At 68.7% G+C, this 19,317-nt stretch carries 21 protein-coding genes; 7 read left to right on the forward strand and 14 right to left on the reverse strand.

Annotated elements, in window-relative coordinates; all coding sequences use genetic code 11:
* The first annotated feature begins 177 nt into the window (after window positions 1-177).
* Genes ABD768_RS30585 through ABD768_RS30600 form a run of 4 tightly spaced genes read left to right on the forward strand, consistent with a single transcriptional unit; the run spans window position 178 to window position 3,426 of the window.
* Entirely contained in the window at window positions 178-780 is a 603-nt protein-coding gene (locus tag ABD768_RS30585) for a DUF1707 SHOCT-like domain-containing protein (RefSeq protein ID WP_344846422.1), read from the forward strand.
* Window positions 777-1,187 carry a hypothetical protein gene (locus tag ABD768_RS30590; RefSeq protein WP_343980230.1) on the forward strand — a complete coding sequence of 137 codons (411 nt, stop codon included), beginning with the start codon at window positions 777-779 and terminating at the stop codon, window positions 1,185-1,187. The genes ABD768_RS30585 and ABD768_RS30590 overlap by 4 nt, the downstream gene beginning before the upstream one ends.
* 28 nt (window positions 1,188-1,215) lie before the next feature.
* Window positions 1,216-2,610: a multicopper oxidase family protein gene (locus ABD768_RS30595; protein WP_344846424.1), complete on the forward strand. Its 1,395-nt coding sequence runs from the start codon at window positions 1,216-1,218 to the stop codon at window positions 2,608-2,610.
* 45 nt (window positions 2,611-2,655) lie between these two features.
* Entirely contained in the window at window positions 2,656-3,426 is a 771-nt protein-coding gene (locus ABD768_RS30600; RefSeq protein WP_344846426.1) for a DUF3592 domain-containing protein, read from the forward strand.
* A 5-nt stretch (window positions 3,427-3,431) separates the two neighbouring features.
* Here the strand turns inward: ABD768_RS30600 and ABD768_RS30605 are convergent, their stop codons facing one another.
* From ABD768_RS30605 to ABD768_RS30650, 10 genes are all read right to left on the reverse strand, one after another.
* A complete protein-coding gene (locus ABD768_RS30605; RefSeq protein WP_343980238.1) occupies window positions 3,432-3,671 on the reverse strand; it encodes a hypothetical protein in 240 nt (79 codons plus the stop codon).
* Window positions 3,672-3,763: 92 nt separating this feature from the next.
* Window positions 3,764-4,873: a sulfite oxidase gene (locus ABD768_RS30610; RefSeq protein WP_344846428.1), complete on the reverse strand. Its 1,110-nt coding sequence runs from the start codon at window positions 4,871-4,873 to the stop codon at window positions 3,764-3,766.
* Window positions 4,874-4,895: 22 nt separating this feature from the next.
* On the reverse strand, window positions 4,896-5,450 hold the full coding sequence (locus ABD768_RS30615; protein ID WP_344846430.1) for a 3'-5' exonuclease: 555 nt from the start codon (window positions 5,448-5,450) through the stop codon (window positions 4,896-4,898).
* Window position 5,451: 1 nt separating this feature from the next.
* On the reverse strand, window positions 5,452-6,060 hold the full coding sequence (locus ABD768_RS30620) for a response regulator transcription factor (RefSeq protein ID WP_343980245.1): 609 nt from the start codon (window positions 6,058-6,060) through the stop codon (window positions 5,452-5,454).
* Window positions 6,057-7,211, reverse strand: coding sequence for a sensor histidine kinase (locus ABD768_RS30625; RefSeq protein ID WP_344846432.1), 1,155 nt, complete (start codon window positions 7,209-7,211; stop codon window positions 6,057-6,059). Before ABD768_RS30625 ends, ABD768_RS30620 begins: the two co-directional genes overlap by 4 nt.
* 24 nt (window positions 7,212-7,235) lie before the next feature.
* On the reverse strand, window positions 7,236-7,970 hold the full coding sequence (locus tag ABD768_RS30630; protein WP_343980251.1) for an ABC transporter permease: 735 nt from the start codon (window positions 7,968-7,970) through the stop codon (window positions 7,236-7,238).
* Window positions 7,967-8,866, reverse strand: coding sequence for an ABC transporter ATP-binding protein (locus ABD768_RS30635; RefSeq protein ID WP_344846434.1), 900 nt, complete (start codon window positions 8,864-8,866; stop codon window positions 7,967-7,969). The genes ABD768_RS30630 and ABD768_RS30635 overlap by 4 nt, the downstream gene beginning before the upstream one ends.
* Before the next feature lie 222 nt (window positions 8,867-9,088).
* Window positions 9,089-10,510, reverse strand: a complete 1,422-nt coding sequence (locus ABD768_RS30640; RefSeq protein ID WP_344846436.1) for a glycosyl hydrolase family 18 protein — start codon at window positions 10,508-10,510, stop codon at window positions 9,089-9,091.
* Between the two features lie 286 nt (window positions 10,511-10,796).
* Window positions 10,797-11,651: an EamA family transporter gene (locus ABD768_RS30645; protein ID WP_344846438.1), complete on the reverse strand. Its 855-nt coding sequence runs from the start codon at window positions 11,649-11,651 to the stop codon at window positions 10,797-10,799.
* A gap of 208 nt (window positions 11,652-11,859) precedes the next feature.
* Window positions 11,860-12,531 carry a TetR/AcrR family transcriptional regulator gene (locus ABD768_RS30650; RefSeq protein ID WP_344846440.1) on the reverse strand — a complete coding sequence of 224 codons (672 nt, stop codon included), beginning with the start codon at window positions 12,529-12,531 and terminating at the stop codon, window positions 11,860-11,862.
* Window positions 12,532-12,643: 112 nt separating this feature from the next.
* On the opposite strand from ABD768_RS30650, the gene ABD768_RS30655 reads away from it, so the two are divergent.
* The 3 genes from ABD768_RS30655 to ABD768_RS30665 all read left to right on the forward strand — a co-directional run bounded on the left by ABD768_RS30655 (window position 12,644) and on the right by ABD768_RS30665 (window position 15,752).
* The gene (locus ABD768_RS30655; RefSeq protein ID WP_344846442.1) at window positions 12,644-14,089 is read left to right on the forward strand and encodes a flavin-containing monooxygenase; all 1,446 of its coding nucleotides are present in this window, start codon (window positions 12,644-12,646) and stop codon (window positions 14,087-14,089) included.
* 83 nt (window positions 14,090-14,172) lie between these two features.
* Window positions 14,173-15,534 carry a hypothetical protein gene (locus ABD768_RS30660; RefSeq protein ID WP_344846444.1) on the forward strand — a complete coding sequence of 454 codons (1,362 nt, stop codon included), beginning with the start codon at window positions 14,173-14,175 and terminating at the stop codon, window positions 15,532-15,534.
* Entirely contained in the window at window positions 15,531-15,752 is a 222-nt protein-coding gene (locus ABD768_RS30665) for a hypothetical protein (RefSeq protein WP_344846446.1), read from the forward strand. Before ABD768_RS30660 ends, ABD768_RS30665 begins: the two co-directional genes overlap by 4 nt.
* Here the strand turns inward: ABD768_RS30665 and ABD768_RS30670 are convergent.
* From ABD768_RS30670 to ABD768_RS30685, 4 genes are all read right to left on the reverse strand, one after another.
* A complete protein-coding gene (locus ABD768_RS30670) occupies window positions 15,715-17,244 on the reverse strand; it encodes a WD40 repeat domain-containing protein (RefSeq protein ID WP_344846448.1) in 1,530 nt (509 codons plus the stop codon). The genes ABD768_RS30665 and ABD768_RS30670 overlap by 38 nt on opposite strands.
* Window positions 17,245-17,331: 87 nt before the next feature.
* Window positions 17,332-17,907, reverse strand: coding sequence for a hypothetical protein (locus tag ABD768_RS30675; protein WP_344846450.1), 576 nt, complete (start codon window positions 17,905-17,907; stop codon window positions 17,332-17,334).
* A 46-nt stretch (window positions 17,908-17,953) separates the two neighbouring features.
* Window positions 17,954-18,514, reverse strand: coding sequence for a GNAT family N-acetyltransferase (locus tag ABD768_RS30680; protein WP_344846452.1), 561 nt, complete (start codon window positions 18,512-18,514; stop codon window positions 17,954-17,956).
* Between the two features lie 41 nt (window positions 18,515-18,555).
* On the reverse strand, window positions 18,556-19,314 hold the full coding sequence (locus ABD768_RS30685; protein WP_343980283.1) for a MerR family transcriptional regulator: 759 nt from the start codon (window positions 19,312-19,314) through the stop codon (window positions 18,556-18,558).
* Between the last annotated feature and the right edge of the window lie 3 nt (window positions 19,315-19,317).

Genomic DNA, 19,317 nt, shown 5'->3' on the forward strand with positions numbered 1-19,317 from the left:
CCGGCAAGGGTTGTCCCTGGGGTGACGTACTCCAGAGGGAGTACGTCCTACTGCGGCTGATGGGGGAGGTGCCTCCTGGGGAGTAGATGAGGTGTAGCCGCGGAGGCGACGCGCTGGGTAGGGGGTGGGCGACACGATCGATGTGGTCGGAAAACTGCGATTACAGCGAGGAGTGTCATGAACGAGGAGAAGCCGGTTCGGATCGGCGATCAGGAGCGGGAGGAGGCTGTCTCGCGGCTGGGTGCGCATTACGAGGCCGGGCGGCTGACTGCTGAGGAGCACCAGGAGCGGGTCGGGGAGGCGCTGCAGGCGAAGACGCAGGTGGAGTTGGCGGCGCTGTTCGCGGATCTGCCGGGGGAGCCGACCGCTGGAGCGCAGGAGGCGGGCGACGGCGAGCAGTGGGCTGGGCCGTGGGGATGGTCGCGGCCGCCGTGGACGACGCCGCAGGACCAGGGCGCGGCGCACGCAGCAGGGCAGGGCGCTGGGCCGGGTGGCAGGCCAGGTGCTGGACAGGACCCGCGGAGGCAGGGGGCCTGGAGTGGGCGCGACGGAGCGCAGTACGGGCCGCCGTGGGGTGGGCGGGGCTACGGGCCGCCTTGGGGTGGGCGGGGGCCGCTGGGGCGGGTTCCGTTGCCGTTGTTGGTGGTGCTGGCGGTGGCTGGGGTGTTGGCGTCCATCGGGTGTGTGGTGTTCGGTGGGCATCCGCCGGTACTGCCGCTGGTGTTGCTGGTGGCTGGCGTGGTGATCGCTAAGCGGCGTCGGCAGGAGCGACGGGCATGAGAGCGGCGTACCGGGTGCTGGCGTCGTCGATCGCGGTGGCGGTGGTACTGCAGATCGCGTCGATCGCGCTGGCCGGGTTCACCGTCGCGAGTGATGCCGAGGACGGGAAGACGATCGGGGCCGACTACAGCAACTTCGGCCAGAGCTATCACAGCATCGCCGGTACTGCGATCGCCGTGCTCGCGCTCGTCTTCCTGATCGTGTCCTTCCTGACCGACGTACCGCGCGGCCGTGCCCTGGCCGGGATCGTGCTCGGGTTGGTGGTGCTGCAGTTCGTGCTCGCGGTCGTGTCCTTCGGGTTGCCGGCGCTGGGAATACTCCACGGCATCAACGGGCTCGCCGTCGCGGCAGTCGCTGGGATGGCGTCACGTCGGGCAGCGACACCAGCCCAGCCGGTCAGTGCGTAGGTGGAGGGGACGGCTGATCGCTCTGGGGGTGACGCTGGCGGTACTCGTACCGCTGGCGTACCTCTGGGCGACCAGCCTCGTCCCTGACAACTACTCGGCCATGGACATGGGGTACGCCGACTACGGCGGCGGCCCGTCGATGTCCGGCCACATGCACCACGGTGGGACCAGCCTCACCGACCTGACCGGACCGCGCCGAGGCAAGCCGGACGTCGCCGTCATCCTGACCGCCCGGAAGCAGAAGTTCACCCTCGCGAGTGGTGAACAGATCGACGGCTTCACCCTCAACGGCTCGTCGCCCGGCCCGCTGATCCGAGCCGGGCAAGGCGATCTCGTCGAGGTCACCCTCGTCAACGAGTCGGTCCCGGACGGTGCCACCCTGCACTGGCACGGCATCGACGTACCGAACGCGGAGGACGGCGTCGCCGGCGTCACCCAGGACGCGGTACCGGTCGGTGGCAAACACGTCTACCGCTTCAAGGCCGACCAGCAAGGCACGTACTGGTACCACTCACACCAGGTGTCGAGCGAGGAGGTCCGCGACGGCCTGTTCGGCACGATCGTCATCGGCGGCGCGCAAGACGACGTGATCGCGGCCATCCACACCTATGACGGCAAACGCACGATCAACGGCCGGACCGGCCAGCAGCGACTATCCGTCGCCCCAGGCAAGAAGCTCAGAGTCCGGGTGATCAACACCGACAACACGCTGGTACGGACCGGGCTCACCGGCGCGGAGTACAAGGTGGTCGCCGTCGACGGCCGAGACGTGCATGGTCCGACGCCGACGACGGCGGCGTTTCCGCTCGCTGCAGGCGCAAGAGTCGACCTTGAAGCCGTAATGCCCGCGACAGGAGCCTTGAAGCTCGAGGCTGGGACGGTGTCGTTGGTGCTGGGAGAGGGCGAGGCGGCAGGATCGTTGCCAAGTGCAAGCGTCGATCTGCTGACCTACGGTACGCCGGCGCCGCTCGGCCTCGATCCGTCGAAGGCCGACCGGCGCTTCGAGTACAAGATCGGGCGCAGCGCAGGCTTTCTCGACGGGGTGCCCGGCCTGTGGTGGACGATCAACGGGCACAAGTTCCCCGACGTACCGATGTTCATGGTCACCGAGGGGGACGTCGTGGTGATGACGATCGGCAACTCCAGCGGCCAGGCGCATCCGATGCACCTGCACGGCCACCATGCGGTCGTGCTGTCCAGGAACGGCGTCGCGGCGACCGGGTCGCCGTGGTGGATCGACACCCTCGAGGTGGGCGACAAGGAGACGTACGAGATCGCCTTCGTCGCGGACAATCCGGGCGTCTGGATGGATCACTGCCACAACCTGCCGCACGCGTCGGAGGGGTTGATGACGCATCTGGCGTACGAGGGCGTCAGTACGCCGTACCGGATCGGCGGCAGCACCCACAACAAGCCCGAGTGACCGACTGAGGAACCCAAGACCGGTTCGTGTCGTCTACTGGACGAGATGAGTGATGACGACGAGGGTACCGACGACCTGTACGGCAGGCAGCTCGTCCTGCTCCTGCTGTTCTTCGGAGGTACCGCCGGACTGCTGTTGCTGATCGCGTGGCTGGCGCGACCGAACTGGATGTGGGACGGCCCACTGGTCGCCTTCGCCATCGCCGGCGGCGCCTGCTACCCGGCACGGCTCCTGGTCGAGCGGTTCGCGTGGTGGAAGCGCCTCGAGCAGCCGACCCAGTGGACGGTCGCGCGGCGGGAGCGGGCCGCGGAGCGTGAGCGGAAGCTGCAGCGCGAGTACCGGCGGCAGGAGCGCGATGGGAAAGCGCGCGAGGGCCAGGGTCGGCATGCCGGGCGGCGGCGGTTCCGGATCGAGGATCTCCTGGTGAGACTTCTCGGCCTGGTGCTGGTGCTCGGGTCGCTGGCGATCATCCCGTTCGGGCTGGGGGCGGGGCGCTCCGACGAGCGCCTCGCCCGGACCGCGCCGGTGCAGCAGGCTGTCGTGGTCTCGGTGGACGAGGACAAGTGGTCGAAGAACCACGACCTCACCATCAAGGTCGCCCGCCCCGGCGACGGCGGGACCGTCGAGATCTACGGCGCCGACGAAATCGACCCGCGGCCGGCGGTCGGCGACAAGATCGGCGTGTACGTCGATCCGCACGATCCCGGCAACGTCCTTGCCGCCGACGCCGACTGGACCATGCATTGGTACTGGTACGTGCTGTGCATCGCCGTCAGCCTGGTCCTGGCCGGCTTCAGCAGCATGCTGCTGTGGTGATCACCTCATGCGGAACTAGTTGCTCTCAACAACAATTGCTGGCTGAGCCGGCGGCAGCGGTCGCGGTTGAGGGCGGCGATCCGCTCGCAGGCCGCGTCGATGGCGGCCCGCTGGGAGGAGTAGTAGCCGTACCAGTAGGGATCGTCGGGTTGTGGATCCGTGTGGTCGTCGATATCGGCGTACCAGTCACAGCCGGTGCGGAAGACGCGCGCGTGCAGGTGGATCTGGGTGTCAAGGTCGCTCATCGCTCGCATCCCCGTGAAGTCGAGAAACAGCTGACGAAAACCTGTCTCCATCATGAGACGGGCAGCCGCCGAACCCCGGCTCGACACGCGGACTAGGCAGAAGGTTGGGACAGCACCAGGACGGTGATCCGCTGGGCGGAGTTGTTGGCGAAGCCGCCGCGGTTCCAGGGGGCCTCGATCGGCTGGACCCGGCCGCTGGCGTCGTGGGCGCGGACGGTGAGGACGTGCTCGCCGGGGACGGCGTCCCAGTCGAAGGAGAAGCCGCGCCAGGACAGGTCGTTGCTGTCGGCATCGAGCTTCGCGTCCTGCCAGCTGACGCCGGCGTCGACGCTGACCTCGACCCGCTCGATCGGCGCCCAGCCGGACCAGGCGCGGCCCTGCAGGACGACCGGTCCGGCGGGGACGAAGCGGTGCCGGCTCATGAAGTCCGGATTCCCCGGCGGGATCAGCAGAGCGCGCGGCTCGATCCGGGTGATCCCGACGCCGACCTCGTTCGGCTCCTGCCGGATCCGGTAGGCGACCGCGTTCTGGTACCCGGTGAACTCGTGGTCGATCAGCTCGATCGAGCGCAACCACTTCACGCTCGCCATCCCGTACCAGCCGGGCATGATCAGTCGCAGCGGATACCCGTGCTGCGGCGGCAGCGGCGCGCCGTTCATCTCCCAGGCGACGATCGCGCCGGAGTCGAGTGCCTCGGTGACGGTCAGCCCGCGCTGGTAGTCCTGCTCGATACCGCGCTCGAACCCGTGATCCGCGCCGGTGAACACCACGTCGATCGCGTCCTTGCGGATCCCGGCCGCCCGGATCAACGCGGCCAGCGGTACGCCGGTCCACTCCGCCGTGCCGACGGCTTCCATCAACCAGGGCTGGCTGATCGGCCGCGGCTGCAACCCGGCCCGGCCGTTGCCCGCGCACTCCAGTGTCACCCGGACGGTCTGCCGCCCCATCGCCCGCAACTCGGTCATCCCGAACGACAGTGGTTGCTCGACGCAACCATCAACGGTCAGCCGCCAGTTCGTCGCGCTGGCCGCCGGAATGTCGTAGTGCACCAGCACGTAGTGCAGCCCGGCCGGCGTCAGGTCGTACCGCAACGCCTCCAGCGGCATCCCGTGGTTACGCGCCGCCAACTGCAGCTCGTCCCCGGTGATGCCCTCCCCGGTGTCCGCCAACCGCCCTTTGCCACTGAACTGCTCGATCGACATGTCAGCCCCCTGATGACACACCTTAATTCACTGGCGTTGGCCAGTCACCAGCTTCGACCAGCTGAAGCACCAAAGCCGCGATGTTCCAGGCGTCGTCGGCCCCGCTGTGATGCCGGCCTTCCAGCGGCAACCCGGCCAGCTCCAGTGCCTTCGCCATCCCCGGTCGCCGCCGCAGCCCACGCGCCTCGGTGAACACCAGCTTCGCGTTCACGTGCACCTGGTTGAACGGGTACCGCACCCCGGTCCTGTCGCACTGCGTGATGAACTGCTTGCGGTCGTAATCGCCCCAACTCGCCCAGGGGAACTGTCCGGAGCCGTAGGCCTTGGCAAGCTCCTTGCACGCCTCCGCGAAGCTGATCCCACCGTCGACCTCGTCCTGGGTCAGCCCGGTGAGTTCGGTACAGAACGCACTCACCCGCGAGGTGGCCGGCCGGACCAGGATCCGATGCTTGGCGACCCGTTCCCGCGCGACCAGGTCGACCACGGTCAGCCCGATCTCGATGATCTCCTGCCGCTCGCCGGGTGGCGGCTCCTTGGACCAGCAGGTCGCTTCGACGTCCACGACGTTCAGGTACATGTCAGAGCCACCCGTTGTCGATGGCGATCCGGGCGGCTTCGGCGCGGGTGCGGGCGCCGGTCTTGCCGATCGCGGCGGACAGGTGGTTGCGGACGGTGCCTTCGGACAGGTGCAGGCCGCGGGCGATGTCGGCGACGGTGCCGCCTTCGCGGGCAGCCCGGAGTACGTCGGATTCGCGGGCGGTCAGTGGGCTGGTCCCGGCCACGAGAGTTTCGGCGGCCAGCGATGGGTCGACCACGCGCAGGCCTTGGTGGACCCGGCGTACGGCGTCGGCGAGCTGCGCCGCGGGCGTGTCCTTGACGACGAAACCGGCCGCCCCGGCCTCCATCGCGCGCCGCAGGTATCCCGGTCGGCCGAAGGTCGTCACCATCAAGACCCGGACCTCCGGTACTGCGCGGCGCAACGCCGCCGCGGCCTCGATCCCGTCCAGTCCCGGCATCTCGACGTCGAGCAGCGCCACGTCGGGCTTGGCCGACCGGACCGCCTCGACCACCTCGTCGCCGCGGCCGACCTCGGAGACCACCTCGAGATCGGGTTCGAGATCCAGCAGCGCGGCCAGCGCTCCCCGGACCAGCGCCTGGTCGTCAGCGATCAGCAGCCGTATCGTCACGAGCCAACTCTGACAGCCAGCCGGAAGCCGCCACCCGGCGCGGTCCCGATCTGCAGGCTCGCCCCGGCCTCGTCGGCGCGTTCACGCAACCCGACCAGCCCGTGCCCGGACACACCACCACCAGGCGCCGGCCCGCTACCGTCGTCCAGTACTTCCACCTGCTGCGCGGCCAGCTTGATCGTGCACCTCTTCGCCCCGGAGTGCCGGACCACATTCGTCACGCCCTCCCGGACCACCCACGCGAACAACTCCCGATTCGCCTCCGGAACCTCGTCCGTCACCGTCGGCAGCTCGGCCTTGATCTCGGCCGCCTGCAACGCCGACCGTGCCGACACCAGCTCCCCGGCCAGACTCAACTCCCGGTACCCGGCAACAGCAGCCCGTACGTCGGCCAGCGCCGCGCGAGCCAGCCGCTCGACGTCAGCGACCTCAGCGGCCGCGCGCTCCGGATGCCCCTCGATCAGCCGCCCGGCCAGCTCGGCCTTCACCGTGATGACCGTCAGCGAGTGCCCGAGGATGTCGTGCAGATCCCGGGCGAACCGCCCGCGCTCCTCCTGCACCGCCAGCTCAGCGAACTCCTTGCGCGCCACCGCCAACTCGACGCTGCGCAACATGGCCCGCCGCATGGCGAAAACCGCGAGCCCGCCGAGCACGATCGCCAGGCTGTAGCTGCCGTCGTCCTTCCATCCCGGAACCGTTCGCAGCACCAGCTCGGCGAGCGCCAGCAGGCCCACGCCGAGCGCGACGCCGAACCGGAGCGGCAGGATCATCATGCCCATCGCCTCGACGAACACCAGCGTGGTCAGCGCGCTCTCGCCGGCCGCGGGCAGCATCAGGGCCCCGAGCCCGAGCAGCACCACGACGAAGCCGATCTGGACCCCGAGCGGCGCCCTCACCCGAGCCATGTTCCGGGCGCGGGCGTACCAGAAGAACCCCATGTAGGCGATGACGAACAGGACCACCGCCGCCAGCCCGAGGACCCGCTCGGCCATGTTGTCGTGTTTCAGGATGTTCTCGAACGGCTTGTTCAGGAAGAACAGCCAGACGCCCGCCAGCAGCCAGCCGAAGCCGGGCCGGCGGCGGACGTTGTCGAGCCCGTCGCCGATGGCCTCGAACCGGTCCAGCGGCGACGGTGGCTGGGGAGTGCTCACGAACTCACGCTAACCGGTCGGGGCTCAGGCCCGGGCCGTGTCGGCGCGGTACCGGCGCAGTGCGATGAATCCGAGGACGACCGTCCAGGCCAGCACCACCAGCACCGCGTTCATGTCCAGCCCGTTCTGCGACAGTGCGCTGCGCGAGCTCTGCCCGGTCCAGTACGCCGGGGTCAGCTGGGCGATGTGCTTCATCAGCGACGGCATCGAGTCGACCGGCAGCCACAGTCCGCCGAAGGCCGCGATCAGCATCGTGCTCAGACCGGTGATCGGCTGCACGCTGTCCGGCTTGGCGACGTACCCGATGACCAGGCCGATCGCCGCGAACGGCAGCGCGCCGAGCCAGGAGACCAGCGCCACGGAGACCCACTGGGAGACGCTCAGGTGCACGTCGCCGACCGTCATGCCGAACAGGAAGACGACCACCAGCGGCGGGATCGCCAGCAGCAGCGACAAGATCACCTTGCTGATCACGTAGGCCTGCGGCTTCAGCGGGGTGAGCCGCAGGGTCCGGTTCCAGCCGCCGTCGCGTTCGGCGGCGATGATGCCGCCGCTGCTCATCGCGGCTGACATCGAACCGAAGATCGCCATGCTCACCATCACGTAGGCGATCGCCGAGATGCCGCTCTCGCTGGCGTCCTTGGGGATGGTCAGGCCGAAGATGGCGAACAGGATCACCGGCATCAGGATCGCGAAGATCACCACCCGCCGGTTCCGCAGCGTCCGCCGGATGTCGAACTTCAGATAGTCGAGGTTCATGCGACTGCCTCCTGGTCGGCGCTCAGCGCCAGTACGGCGTCCTCGAGGTCGGCCGAGGTCACCTCGATGTCATGGGCCGGGGTGTTGTTCAGCAGATAGCGCAACGTGTGGTCGGAGTCGCCGCACTGCAGCAGCACGACGTCGCCACGGGTCTCCACATTCCGTACTCCGGGCAGCGACGCCAGCGTGGCGAGGTCGGCACCCGGTACGGTCGCGCGGATCGTCCGGCCGGACACACTCGCCTTGATCTGGGCGGCGGTGCCGTCGGCAACGACCCGGCCGCTGCGCATCAGCACCACCCGGTCGGCGTACGCGTCGGCCTCCTCGAGGTAGTGGGTGGCGAACAGCACGGTCCGGCCGCGGGCGGTCTCGGCGTGCATCGAGGCCCAGAAGTCACGCCGGGACTCGACGTCCATCCCGGTGGTCGGCTCGTCGAGCACGATCAGGTCGGGCTGCGGGATGATCGCCATCGCGAACCGGACCCGCTGCTTCTGCCCGCCGGACAGGCCCTTCATCTTGCGGCCGTACAGGTCCGCGATCCCGGCCGCTTCGAGCGCCTCGCCGACCGGCATCGGATCCTTGTGCAACCCGGCGACGAGGTTCAGCAGCTCGCCGACCTTCGCGTCCTCGATGATGCCGCCGCTCTGCAGCATCACGCCGATCCGGCTCGCGGCGATCGCCTCGGCCGGCGAGGTGCCGTAGACCTGGACACTGCCCTGGTCGGGCCGGACCAGGCCGAGCAGCATCTCGATCGTGGTCGACTTGCCGGCGCCGTTCGGGCCCAGCATCGCCACCACCTCGCCCGAGCGGATGGTCAGATCCACCCCGGCGACAGCCTGTACGTTGCCGTACCTCTTGGTCACACCGCTCAGGGTGACCGCAGTCGTTGTCGTCATACCCAGAATGCTGCCGGTGCCGGCCGTTCCGGCCCTGGATCGGCCGTCACGACCCACCCATGACATCCGTCAGCGCCCACTCAGGGTCGAGCGTCAGGGTGGCAAGCCCACCTGTGGTGGGCTCGGACAGGTAACGGTGGCCTTGAACAAGACATACCTTGTTCAAGCCCACCGTTTGGTGTTCATGCCCACCACATGTGGGCTTGCCGGGGTTCGGGGTGGTTAGGCGGGGAGGGTCCAGAGTTGGTTGGCGCTGCCTGCGCAGGTCCAGATCTGGAGCCGGGTGCCGTCGGCCGAGCTCTGGCCGGTGGCGTCCAGGCACTTGCCGGAGTTCGGGTTCAGCAGGTTGCCGTTCGACTGGGCCTGCCAGCCCTGGGCTCCGGTGCCGTTGCAGTCGTAGAGCTGCACGAGTGAGCCGTTCGCAGTACCGGCGGCGGCGACGTCCAGGCACTTGCCGAGGGCCCGGATCGTGCCGTCGGTGCCAACGGTCCAGGTCTGCGCGGCGCTGCTGTTGCAGGTCCAGAGCTGGACCGCCGTACCGTTCGCGCTGTTGCCGCCGGCGACGTCGACGCACTTGCCGGCGATGCCCTTGATCGGGCCGGTCTTGCCACCGGTCGGCGGAGTACCGGTACCGCCCGCCGCGTCGAAGATCGCGCTGACCAGCGAGGTGCTGCCGGTGGTGTCCTGGGACAGCTCCCAGTTCATGATGCCGCCGGCGTTGGCCACCGCCCAGGTGGTCTTGCGCTTGATCGTCGGGATGCCGTTGTAGCACTGCTGGGCGCCGTTGGCCTGGATGCAGTCGACGTTCGCGTTGTTGGGGTTCATCGCGACGATCTGCGAGTAGGTCAGGTAGCCAGGCCGGCTGTAGAACGGCACGCCGAGCACGGTCTTGGCCTTCGGCAGGCCGCGGTTCTTCCAGAAGTTGGCCGAGGCGATCGACCAGTCGTAGTTGGCGTGCGGGCTGCCGCCGTCGTACGCCATGATGTTCAGCCAGTCGACATAGCCGAAGACAGCCGGCTGTACGCCGTTCGCGGTGTCACCCTCGGAGACGACGGCCGCGGTGAGCAGCTTGCCCTGGCCGTGCAGCGTGTTGCTCAGCTGCTGCATCAGCAGGGTGTAGTGGTCGCCGGAGGCGCCCGGGTCCGGGTACTCCCAGTCGATGTCGACACCGTCCAGGCCGTACTGGTTGATCAGGCCCATCACCGCGTTGGTGAAGGTCGTGCGACCGCCGGAGCTGGCCGCGAACGACTCGAACGCGGAGTCGTTGCCGTCGTTCCAGCCGCCGATGGACAGCGACACCTTGACCCCGTTGGCGTGCGCGGTGCTCACCAGCGAGGACAGCTTGCCGCTGTCGGGGACGCCTTGCAGGGTGCCGTTGGAGTTCGGCAGGACGAACGCGTAGTTGATGTGGGTGAGCTTGCTGTACTGGACGGCGCTGACGCTGCCGGCCCACGACGGCAGGTAGCCGATGCTCTTGAACCCGGCGGGCAGCGCCGCGGCGGCGCTACTTGCGGTGGCGGCGGTCGAGGCGGCGTCGGCCTTGGGGGCCGGGGCGAAGGTCGCTATCAACCCGGCGGTGCCGGTGGCGAGCGCGAGGGCCGCGATGGCCACGCGACTTCGCAGCTTCATCCTTGACGACTTCATGGGGGCGGTGTCCTTTCGGATGGACCCTCGCGCCGCACCCGGCAGGCTCACACAGATCGACGACAGCCGCTCGGTCGCGGGCAGAGGCGATCGAGCGGTGGCATCTTCTCAAGCACCTTCCGGGGGCGGCTGTTGCGAAGGTGAATATAGAAGAGATCTGACCGAAGTCATCGTTAGTTTGCTCGGATGTCTGACCGCCGTCAAGACGTCAGAGCAACTCAGAATGCGCATTCTCGCGGCGGAGATCCTATGTTTGGATGCCCTGGCCGCTGGGAAATCCGGCGGTCTAGATGTCCGGCGCCTCGGAGCGGGAGGTGCGGGTGATGGCGATCGAGGCGGCCACCACGCAGGCCATCCCGGCCAGCTGGATGACGGCGAGCCGCTGGCTGAGGATCAGGAAGCCGGCGGTGGCGCCGACGGCCGGCTCGATGCTCATCAGGATGCCGAAGACGACCGGCTTCATCCGGCGCAGCGCGAGCGTCTCGAGTGAGTAGGGAAGTACCGACGAGAGCACGGCGATCGCCAGGCCGATCGCGAGGGAGTGCCAGTGCAGGAGGTCGCTGCCGGCGGTGATCAGGCCGATGGGGGCCGTGATGAGGGTGCTGACGATCATCGCGAGCGCCAGGCCGTCGAGTTGGGCGAAGCGGCGGCCGGTCTCCGCGCTGAGCAGGATGTAGCCGGCCCAGAAGGCACCGGCCAGCCCGGCGAATCCCACGCCGAGCCAGTCGACCTTGCCCAGTTCATGGCCGTTGACCAGTACGACGCCGAGCGCGGCCCCGGCGACGGCGAAGAGGTCGCGGCGTTTGCGGGACATCGCGGCGGCCAGGCCGAGCGGCCCGATGAACTCGATGGTGACGGCGACGCCGAGCGGGAGTCGCTCCAGGGACAGGTAGAAGGAGAGGTTCATCAGTCCGAGGACGATGCCGAAGGCAACAACTGCCAGGAGGTCTCGCTTGGTGCGGTTGCGCAGGCTCGGGCGGGCGATGAGCAGGAGGATCGGTACGGCGAGTGCCAGTCGCAGGGAGACGGTGCCTGCGGCCCCCAGTTGCTGGATCAGCTTGGCGGCCAGCGCCCCACCGAACTGCACGGACACGACGCCGCCCAGGACCATGGCGGTCGGCGGGACCCTGAATGTACGCACAAACGTCAATCAGATCATGGGGGGATCGGGAGCGCCGACCTCCACCCCATCAATCCCATCGCAGGCCGCGACGACCCAGGCGCGCCGGAGGCGGGAGGGAGGCGGGAGGGAGGCGTGGAGGGGGCGAGGGGAGGGGTGACCGGAGGTGATTGATGGGCTGGCGGTTGGGACGGCTCGACGGCTAGCGCGCCGGTGTCGCCGACGAAGGTCACCCCCGCAACGAGTCCAACCCCTGCCACAGGAGTCGCTGCAGGGTGGCCGCCAACTTCTCCGGCGTGGGGGTGCCGCCGTTGCGGGTGCGCCAGATGGCTAGGCGTTCCGTGGCGCCGGAGACCGACTGGGCGACGATCTGGATTTCTTCCTCGTCGTGTGGGTGATCCGCGGGGAGGTTGAGGCGGACCATCATCGCGATCAGGGCGACGAACTCGGCGCGGACCTCGTCGGCGGCCTGGGCGGCGGGGCCGGCGGCGAGCATGCCCTCGTCGACCATCACCGACCAGGCGCTCGGGTGCTCGTCGAGGAACGTGAACCAGGCGACGAAGCCGGCGTACATGGCCTGCTCGGGGTCGGCGGCGGCGAGGACCGCGTCGGAGACCGTGTCCAGGAGTTGGGCGCGCAGGCGGGACAGGCAGGCGAGGAACAGGCCGTCCTTGGAGCCGTAGTACTGGTACACGAGCGGTTTGGAGACGCCGACCGCGGCGGCGATGTCGTCCATCGAGGTGCCCTGGTAGCCCCGCTCGCCGAAGATCCGCTCGGCCGCGTCGAGGATCTCCCGCTCCCGCGCCGCGCGGTCCCGCCGCCGCTTCACCGGCACGCCGCCGACGGCATCCGGGGCCGCGGTGCCGGTCGCCGGTACGGGGCTGTCCGTGGTCGAGGTCACTTGCACACTCTAACTGACTCGGAGTAACTTACTCGGAGTAAGTTCGAAGTCGTCGGCCTCTGGAGGGTTACTCATGACTGCTCACCGATCGGGGCGGCGGGGTGGGGAAGGTATGAAACAGCATCGGATCGTGGTGATCGGGACCGGGTTCGCCGGGATCGGGATGGCGGTCCGGCTCAAGCAGGCCGGCTACCACGACTTCGTCGTACTGGAGCGGGCGCAGGATGTCGGCGGGACCTGGCGGGACAACACCTACCCGGGCTGCCGTTGCGACGTGCCCTCGCATCTGTACTCCTTCTCGTTCGCGCCCAACCCGGACTGGTCGAGCACGTTCTCGCCGCAGCCCGAGATCGAGGCGTACCTGCAGAAGGTGACCGACGGCTTCCGGGTCCGCCCCCACATCCGCTTCGGCCACGCCGTCGAGTCGGCGCACTGGCAGGGCGATCACTGGCTGATCCACACGAACCAGGGCGACTTCACCGCCGACGTGCTGCTGTCCGGGATGGGTCCGCTGGCCGAGCCGTCGATCCCCAAGTTGCCCGGGATCGAGCAGTTCGAGGGCGAGGTCTTCCACTCCGCGCAGTGGAACCACGACCTCGACCTGAGTGGCCGCAAGGTGGCCGTGATCGGCACGGGCGCGTCGGCGATCCAGTTCGTACCGGCGATCCAGCCCGACGTCGAGGAGCTGCACCTGTTCCAGCGGACGCCGCCGTGGGTGATGCCGCGGCCGGACCGCAAGATCAGCGCTGCCGAGAAGCGCATCTACCGCGCGTTTCCCCTTGTGCAGAAGGCCGTCCGGGCCGGGATCTACTGGAGCCGCGAGTCGCTCGTGCTCGGCTTCGCCAAGCTGCCCGCGATGATGAAGCAGGGTCAGAAGATCGCCGAACGCCACCTCGCCCAGCAGATCCGCGACCCCGAGCTGCGCGCGAAGCTGACGCCGGACTTCACCCTCGGTTGCAAGCGCGTGCTGATCTCCGACGACTACTACCCGGCCGTCGCCCAGCCGAACGTCGACGTCGTCACCGACGCGATCACCGAGGTCACCCCGACCGGGATCGTCACCGACGACGGCGTGAAGCACGAGGTCGACACGATCATCTACGGCACCGGGTTCCGGGTCACCGACCTGCCGGTGATGGACATGCTGCACGGCCGCGACGGCAAGACCCTGCGCGAGGCGTGGGCCGACGGGATGGAGGCGCACCTCGGTACCGCGATCGCCGGCTTCCCCAACTTCTTCCTGCTGATCGGGCCGAACACTGGCCTCGGCCACAGCTCGATGGTGTTCATGATCGAGTCGCAGATCGCCTACATCCTGGACGCGCTGCGCACGATGGACGCGACCGGGCTGCGGGAGGTCGAGGTGCGGCCGGAGGTGCAGCGGGAGTTCGTGGACGGCGTCCGGTCGTCGATGCGCAACACGATCTGGACCCGCGGTGGGTGCACCAGCTGGTATCTGGACTCGGCCGGCCGTAATACGACCCTCTGGCCGTCCTTCACCTTCCGCTTCCGGCAGCTGACCCGGCACTTCGACGCCTCGGAGTACAGGACTCGCTGACCGGTGCACTCGCGAGCTGTCGCTATGTGACATCGATCGTGTTACATTCGATCGGTCAGATAGCGAGTCGATCGGAGGGCGCCGTGACGCTGCTGGTCCCGCTGCACGGCATCGGTGGCCGGGGCGACCTGCCGGTACCGCTCTGGCTCGCCATCTACTCGGCAACCGCCGCGGTAGCCGTCTCCTTCTTCGCCCTGGCCGCCTTCTGGTCAAAACCCCGCTTCGAACCCACTGCGGGGGGCCTGCGCGCCGGTACGCCGCTGCGCGGGCAGGCCGGGGCCGGCGACGTCCCGCTCGCCTGGCTGACGGGGTTGGTCGACGCCCGGACCGTTCGTTGGTTGCTCAAGGCAATTGGGTTGGCGGCGTTCGGGTTGTTGCTCGGGGTGGCGTGGTTCGGGAGTGATTCGCCGAGTCGCAATCCGGCGCCGACCTGGCTCTACGTCTGGATCTGGGTCGGGATCATCCCGGTGTCGCTGCTGTTCGGGCCGGTGTGGCGGCTCGCCAATCCGCTGCGCACGATCGCCGGGTGGGTGCCGCGTACGGCGTACCGGGAGCTGCCTCAGGGGATCGCCTATTGGCCGGCGGTCGCGGGGCTGTTCGGGTTTCTGTGGCTGGAGCTCGTCTTCCCCGACGGCTCGGAGCCGCTCGTCGTCGCCGTCTTCGTGACCGGCTACGCGATGGTGAATGTTGCCGCGGGCATCGTTTACGGCCCGCCCTGGTTCGCGATCGGCGACAGCTTCGAGGTGTACGCCGAGGCGCTCGCCAAGCTCAGCCCGTTGGGTCGCGACTCCAATCGCCGGCTCGTGCTGCGCAATCCGCTCGCTGGGCTCGCGACGATCCCGCAGGAGCGGGGGATGGTCGGGCTGCTCTGCCTGCTGCTCGGATCGACCGCCTTCGACGGCATCAGCCGGTGGTCGGCCTGGACCAACCAGACCGGTGAGCTCGGGCATGGCGGACATCTGCTCGTCTACACGCTCGGCCTGCTGGTCGCGGTCGCAGTCGTGTCAATGCTCTTCCTGCTGGCCGCCCGGGCGACGGGCGCGGCTCGGATCCGTCCTGGTGGGCTGGGCAATGCGGGTCTGCCGGGGGCATTCGTGCACTCGCTGGTGCCGATCGCGATCGGGTACGCCGTCGCGCACTACTTCTCGTTCGCGATGTTCCAGGGGCAGGAAGGTTTGCTGCTGGCAACGGATCCGTTCGGGCGCGGCTGGGATCTGTTCGGGGTCGGGAGCACCCGCATCGACTACGCGTTCCTGGGGACCGGGCTGATCGCGGCCGTCCAGATCGGCGCGATCGTGCTCGGGCACGTGCTCGGGGTGGTGTCCGCGCACGATCGCGCGACCCACCTGTTCCGGCGGCGGCAGTTGCGGCGGGCGCAGTACCCGATGCTGGCGGCGATGGTCGCCTTCACCGCGGGCGGGATCGCGCTGGTGACCGCGTCATGATCGCCCAGCTGATCGCGCTGCACATGGGTGGTGTGCCCGAGGCGGCGATGTTCCTCGGGCCGATCCTGCTGATCATCGCGTTCGTCCGGATCGCCCGGCGCAACGACGCGAACGCCGTCGACGACGACGAGGACGACTGGGACGCCGACCTCGGCGATATCGAGAAGCCTGCTGAACCGGCTAGCGAACCTTCACCGCGGCTGCCCGGCCGGTCCTGACGTTGCGGCCGTCGCTGACCTGGATGCGGTAGCTGACCGTCTTGCCGCTCTTCACCTTGGCGTCGGTGAAGGTCGTCACGACCGGCTTCGTCCACGGGTAGGAGTTGCGCTTCCAGCTCGCGACCTTGGTGGTGCCGCGGAACAGCGAGTAGATCAGCGAGATGTTGTCCGCGTCGACCACGGTCGCGAAGCTGACCGTCGCCTTGTTCTTGACCGTGCTGGACACCTTCGGCGCCGCCGGGAGCGCCGGCTGAGCGCCACCAGCGGCATTGGTGAAGCGCCCGAGCCCTTGCTGGAGGGCGCCGTTCACGCGGGAGAAGTCGCCGCCGACCCACAGGTCGTTGCCGCCCGAGGCGAAGGCGAGCGGGCCGACGTCCGTCGTACCGCCGGCGTCGGTGTTCGGGTGCCAGGGGCCGAGCTTGCCGTTGATCGTGCTCTCGACCAGCAGGTGGTGGGTGCCGCTCCCGTCCTTGAAGCCGCCGTCCCGGCTGCAGTCGTGCGCGTGGGAACCCTTGTAGAGCCAGTTCCCGATCGCCTTGATCGCCTCGGTCGCGCCCAGGCAGTTGCTCTGCCAGAGCAGCTTGCCGGTGGCAGCATCGGCGGCCAGTACGCCGTCGTAGCACCCCAGTCCGCTGCCGGCGTTGGAGACGAACACCTTGCTGCCGAGCGTGTCGATGTCCTTGACCCGGCTCTGGCAGTCGGGCGACGGCTCGGGGATCGCGGCCGCGGCCGGCATCCGCATCGGGGCCCCGGTGGTCGGGCTCACCATCGCCAGCGCGTAGTGGTCCTCGCCCTGGATCTCGTTGAAGCCGCCGCCGATGAAGACCCGCCGGCCGCTGTCGGCCAGGTCGATCGCGTAGACGTCGTCGTCGGCGTCCGGGTCCCACGGCAGCAGCGCGCCGGTGGACAGGGTGACCGCGGCGACGTTGTTGCGCTCGGTGTTGTCGACCCGGCCGAACGAGCCACCGAAGTACACGCTATTGCCGCCGATCGCGAGTGCGGAGACCCGGTAGGCGACCGCCGGATGCCAGCCGACGACGAGCTTGCCGGTGGCGACGCTGAACATCGCGAGGTGCTTGCGGGCGAGCCCGTTCACAGTGGTGAAGTCGCCGCCGACCACGACCCAGCGCCCGTTCGGGCTGGTCGCGATCGACCACACGGCGCCGTTGAGCTTCGGGGCGAACGCGAGCGGCTTGCCGGTGGTCCGGTTGAAGGCGGCCAGGTACGTCCGAACCGACTCGCCCTGGCCGGCAGCCTTGCCCGGCTGCCGGATCCGGGTGAACAGCCCACCGGCGTACACGGTGTTGCCTGCGACAGCGAGCGTGTTGACGCTCGCATTCGTCTGCCAGGCCAACTGCCGGACCGCCGACAACGCCGACCCGAACCCGGGCCCCGAAGCCGAGGTCGCGGCCACGACGGGCCGCCCCGAGGGGATCAGTGCTGCGGCGATCACGGCCACGGCCGTGACCAATACCAGAACTGCCTTCTTCATCAATGTCCTCAGGACTGAGCCGGGCGATCGTGACATAGTGCGACCAAACGATAACTGTCGGCTCAGCCTGAGGTTACGCGGTTCGGGTCAGCGGCTGATCGCCACCGTGTAGTAGTCCCACAAAGTCGCGTTCTGCGGGACGTACGCCCGGTAGGTCCTGGTCTTGTTCGGGTAGTAGGTGTAGGCGGCCTGGCCGGTCTTGCTGGTGGTCACCGACTTCAGGAACTTCCAGACCGTGCTGCCCTTGTCCTGGTACTGGAAGGTGACCGGCTTGTTCGGCCAGCGGACGTACTGGTTGAGCTTCGGGTTGTAGTACCCGACGGTCGCCACCAGTGCCGTCTTCGTCCCCTTCCGGCCCCCGATGATGGTCGCCGACGACCCGTACTTCGTGTACGACGTCGCATTGGTCTGGGTGACGTCGTTGAAGTCGTGGTCGTAGGCACTGGTGCCGATCCACGTGGTCCGGCCGACCGGCGTGAGGTTCGCGTACATGGTGAGCTTGTCGGTGTATCCGGGAGAGTCGAAGATCAGCAGCTCGGGCCAGGTCGACCCGGTGGTCGAACCGTTCCAGGTGGCGCTCTCGAGCCCGGCGGTGCGGCAGTTCTGCGCCAGCTGGATGGTGAAGTTGGTGACGGCTGCCCGGATGGTGAAGCGGGCCGGCATCACCATCGAACAGGTGCCGGCGGTGGCGTGTTCCCCCTCTTGGTTGTTACTTGGACCGCCATTCTTGCTCGCGGATGGCCCAGATGAGGTCGTCGCACCATTCGCCTTTGAAATAGAGGCTTTCGATCAGGTGGGCTTCCTGGTGCATGCCGAGGCGTTCGAGGAGTTTGGTGGAGGCGGTGTTGCCGTTGATGACGCTGGCCTGGATGCGGTGCAGGCCGAGGTCCTCGAAGCCGATCCGGAGCATGGCCCGGGCGGCTTCGGCGGCCAGGCCGCGGCCGTGGTAGCCGGTGTGGAGGGCGTAGCCGAGCTCGCCTTGGCGGTTGATATCGCTGTCCCACTTGAGGAGGACCTCGCCGATGACGGTGGAGGTTTCGCGGAGCTCGATCGCGAGGACGAGCCATTGGCCGGGCTCGGTGAGCGCGTCCTGGGTGAGCTTGACCTCGAGGGCGGCGCGGACCTGTTCGCGGTTGCGGACCGGCCAGGGGACGTACCGGACGACCTCCGGGTCGGAGTGGAAGGCGAGGAGGTCGTCGAGATCGTCCATCCGATGCGGACGCAGATCGAGGCGCTCGGTTTTGATCGGATAGCTCGGGCGAAAGTTCACCGGTGGGCTCCTGACGGCAGGCTGGTCGGGGACTACGCGGGTCAGCCGGTCGAGGGGAGGGTGTCGGGGGCGAGGCCCAGTTCTTCGTAGGCGACGACCTCGATCTCGCGGCCCATCGCCTCGCGGAAGGAGGCCACCAGGGCCTGGCCGGCCAGCGGGATGATGTTTTCCAGGGTGCGCTGGATCTCGGGCCAGCCGTCGGCCGGCAGGCCCGCGTCGGCGAACTGCCGCCAGACGGTACTGCGGAACAGCTCGACGTAGACCTTCGCGACCGCGTCGGCGTGCTCGAACAGCTTCGGCAGCATCTCGAAGATCGCCTCCAGCGGTACGCCGAGCTTGATCACCTCGAGGCCGGTACGGAGCAGGTCCGGGTTGGGGATCCGGAGCCGGCCGTCGTCCTGCCGCTCGGCGATGCCCAGCTCGACCAGCTTGGCGATGGTGTCCGGGTTGTGCGGGATGCCCGCCCGATCGGCCAGCTGCTGCTCGGTGATCACCTCGGGCTCGGTCGGCGTCCACGGGCTGACCAGCGTCTCGAACACGCCCAGCGCCAGCGCGCCGTCGGGGAGCTCGCTCATCATCCGCTCGACCGCGGCCAGCGTGTAGCCCTTGTCGAGCAGCTCGCGGACCAGGGTCAGCCGGGCGACGTGGTCGGCGCCGTAGTACCCGGTGCGGCCGGCCAGGCGAGGGGGCGGGATCAGGCCGCGGCCGGCGTACGCGCGCACGTTCCGCACCGTCATGCCCACCTTGGCCGCGAGCTGGTCGACCGTGAACTCGGCTTCTGGCCCCGACTCGGCCGGCATCTG

Origin of the sequence: Kribbella ginsengisoli, assembly GCF_039537185.1 — a bacterium.
In the GTDB taxonomy this organism is placed as follows: Bacteria; Actinomycetota; Actinomycetes; order Propionibacteriales; family Kribbellaceae; genus Kribbella; species Kribbella koreensis.

Excerpts from the sequence above, each read along its gene's own strand:
- ABD768_RS30640 (WP_344846436.1), bottom strand. The coding sequence starts at position 10,510 with ATGAAGTCGTCAAGGATGAAGCTGCGAAGTCGCGTGGCCATCGCGGCC.
- ABD768_RS30590 (WP_343980230.1), top strand. The coding sequence starts at position 777 with ATGAGAGCGGCGTACCGGGTGCTGGCGTCGTCGATCGCGGTGGCGGTG.
- ABD768_RS30685 (WP_343980283.1), bottom strand. The coding sequence starts at position 19,314 with ATGCCGGCCGAGTCGGGGCCAGAAGCCGAGTTCACGGTCGACCAGCTC.
- ABD768_RS30630 (WP_343980251.1), bottom strand. The coding sequence starts at position 7,970 with ATGAACCTCGACTATCTGAAGTTCGACATCCGGCGGACGCTGCGGAAC.
- ABD768_RS30675 (WP_344846450.1), bottom strand. The coding sequence starts at position 17,907 with ATGCCGGCCCGCTTCACCATCCGGGCAGCCGTCACCAACTTCACCATC.
- ABD768_RS30655 (WP_344846442.1), top strand. The coding sequence starts at position 12,644 with ATGAAACAGCATCGGATCGTGGTGATCGGGACCGGGTTCGCCGGGATC.
- ABD768_RS30605 (WP_343980238.1), bottom strand. The coding sequence starts at position 3,671 with ATGAGCGACCTTGACACCCAGATCCACCTGCACGCGCGCGTCTTCCGC.
- ABD768_RS30615 (WP_344846430.1), bottom strand. The coding sequence starts at position 5,450 with ATGTACCTGAACGTCGTGGACGTCGAAGCGACCTGCTGGTCCAAGGAG.
- ABD768_RS30585 (WP_344846422.1), top strand. The coding sequence starts at position 178 with ATGAACGAGGAGAAGCCGGTTCGGATCGGCGATCAGGAGCGGGAGGAG.
- ABD768_RS30670 (WP_344846448.1), bottom strand. The coding sequence starts at position 17,244 with ATGAAGAAGGCAGTTCTGGTATTGGTCACGGCCGTGGCCGTGATCGCC.
- ABD768_RS30665 (WP_344846446.1), top strand. The coding sequence starts at position 15,531 with ATGATCGCCCAGCTGATCGCGCTGCACATGGGTGGTGTGCCCGAGGCG.
- ABD768_RS30635 (WP_344846434.1), bottom strand. The coding sequence starts at position 8,866 with ATGACGACAACGACTGCGGTCACCCTGAGCGGTGTGACCAAGAGGTAC.
- ABD768_RS30610 (WP_344846428.1), bottom strand. The coding sequence starts at position 4,873 with ATGTCGATCGAGCAGTTCAGTGGCAAAGGGCGGTTGGCGGACACCGGG.
- ABD768_RS30600 (WP_344846426.1), top strand. The coding sequence starts at position 2,656 with ATGAGTGATGACGACGAGGGTACCGACGACCTGTACGGCAGGCAGCTC.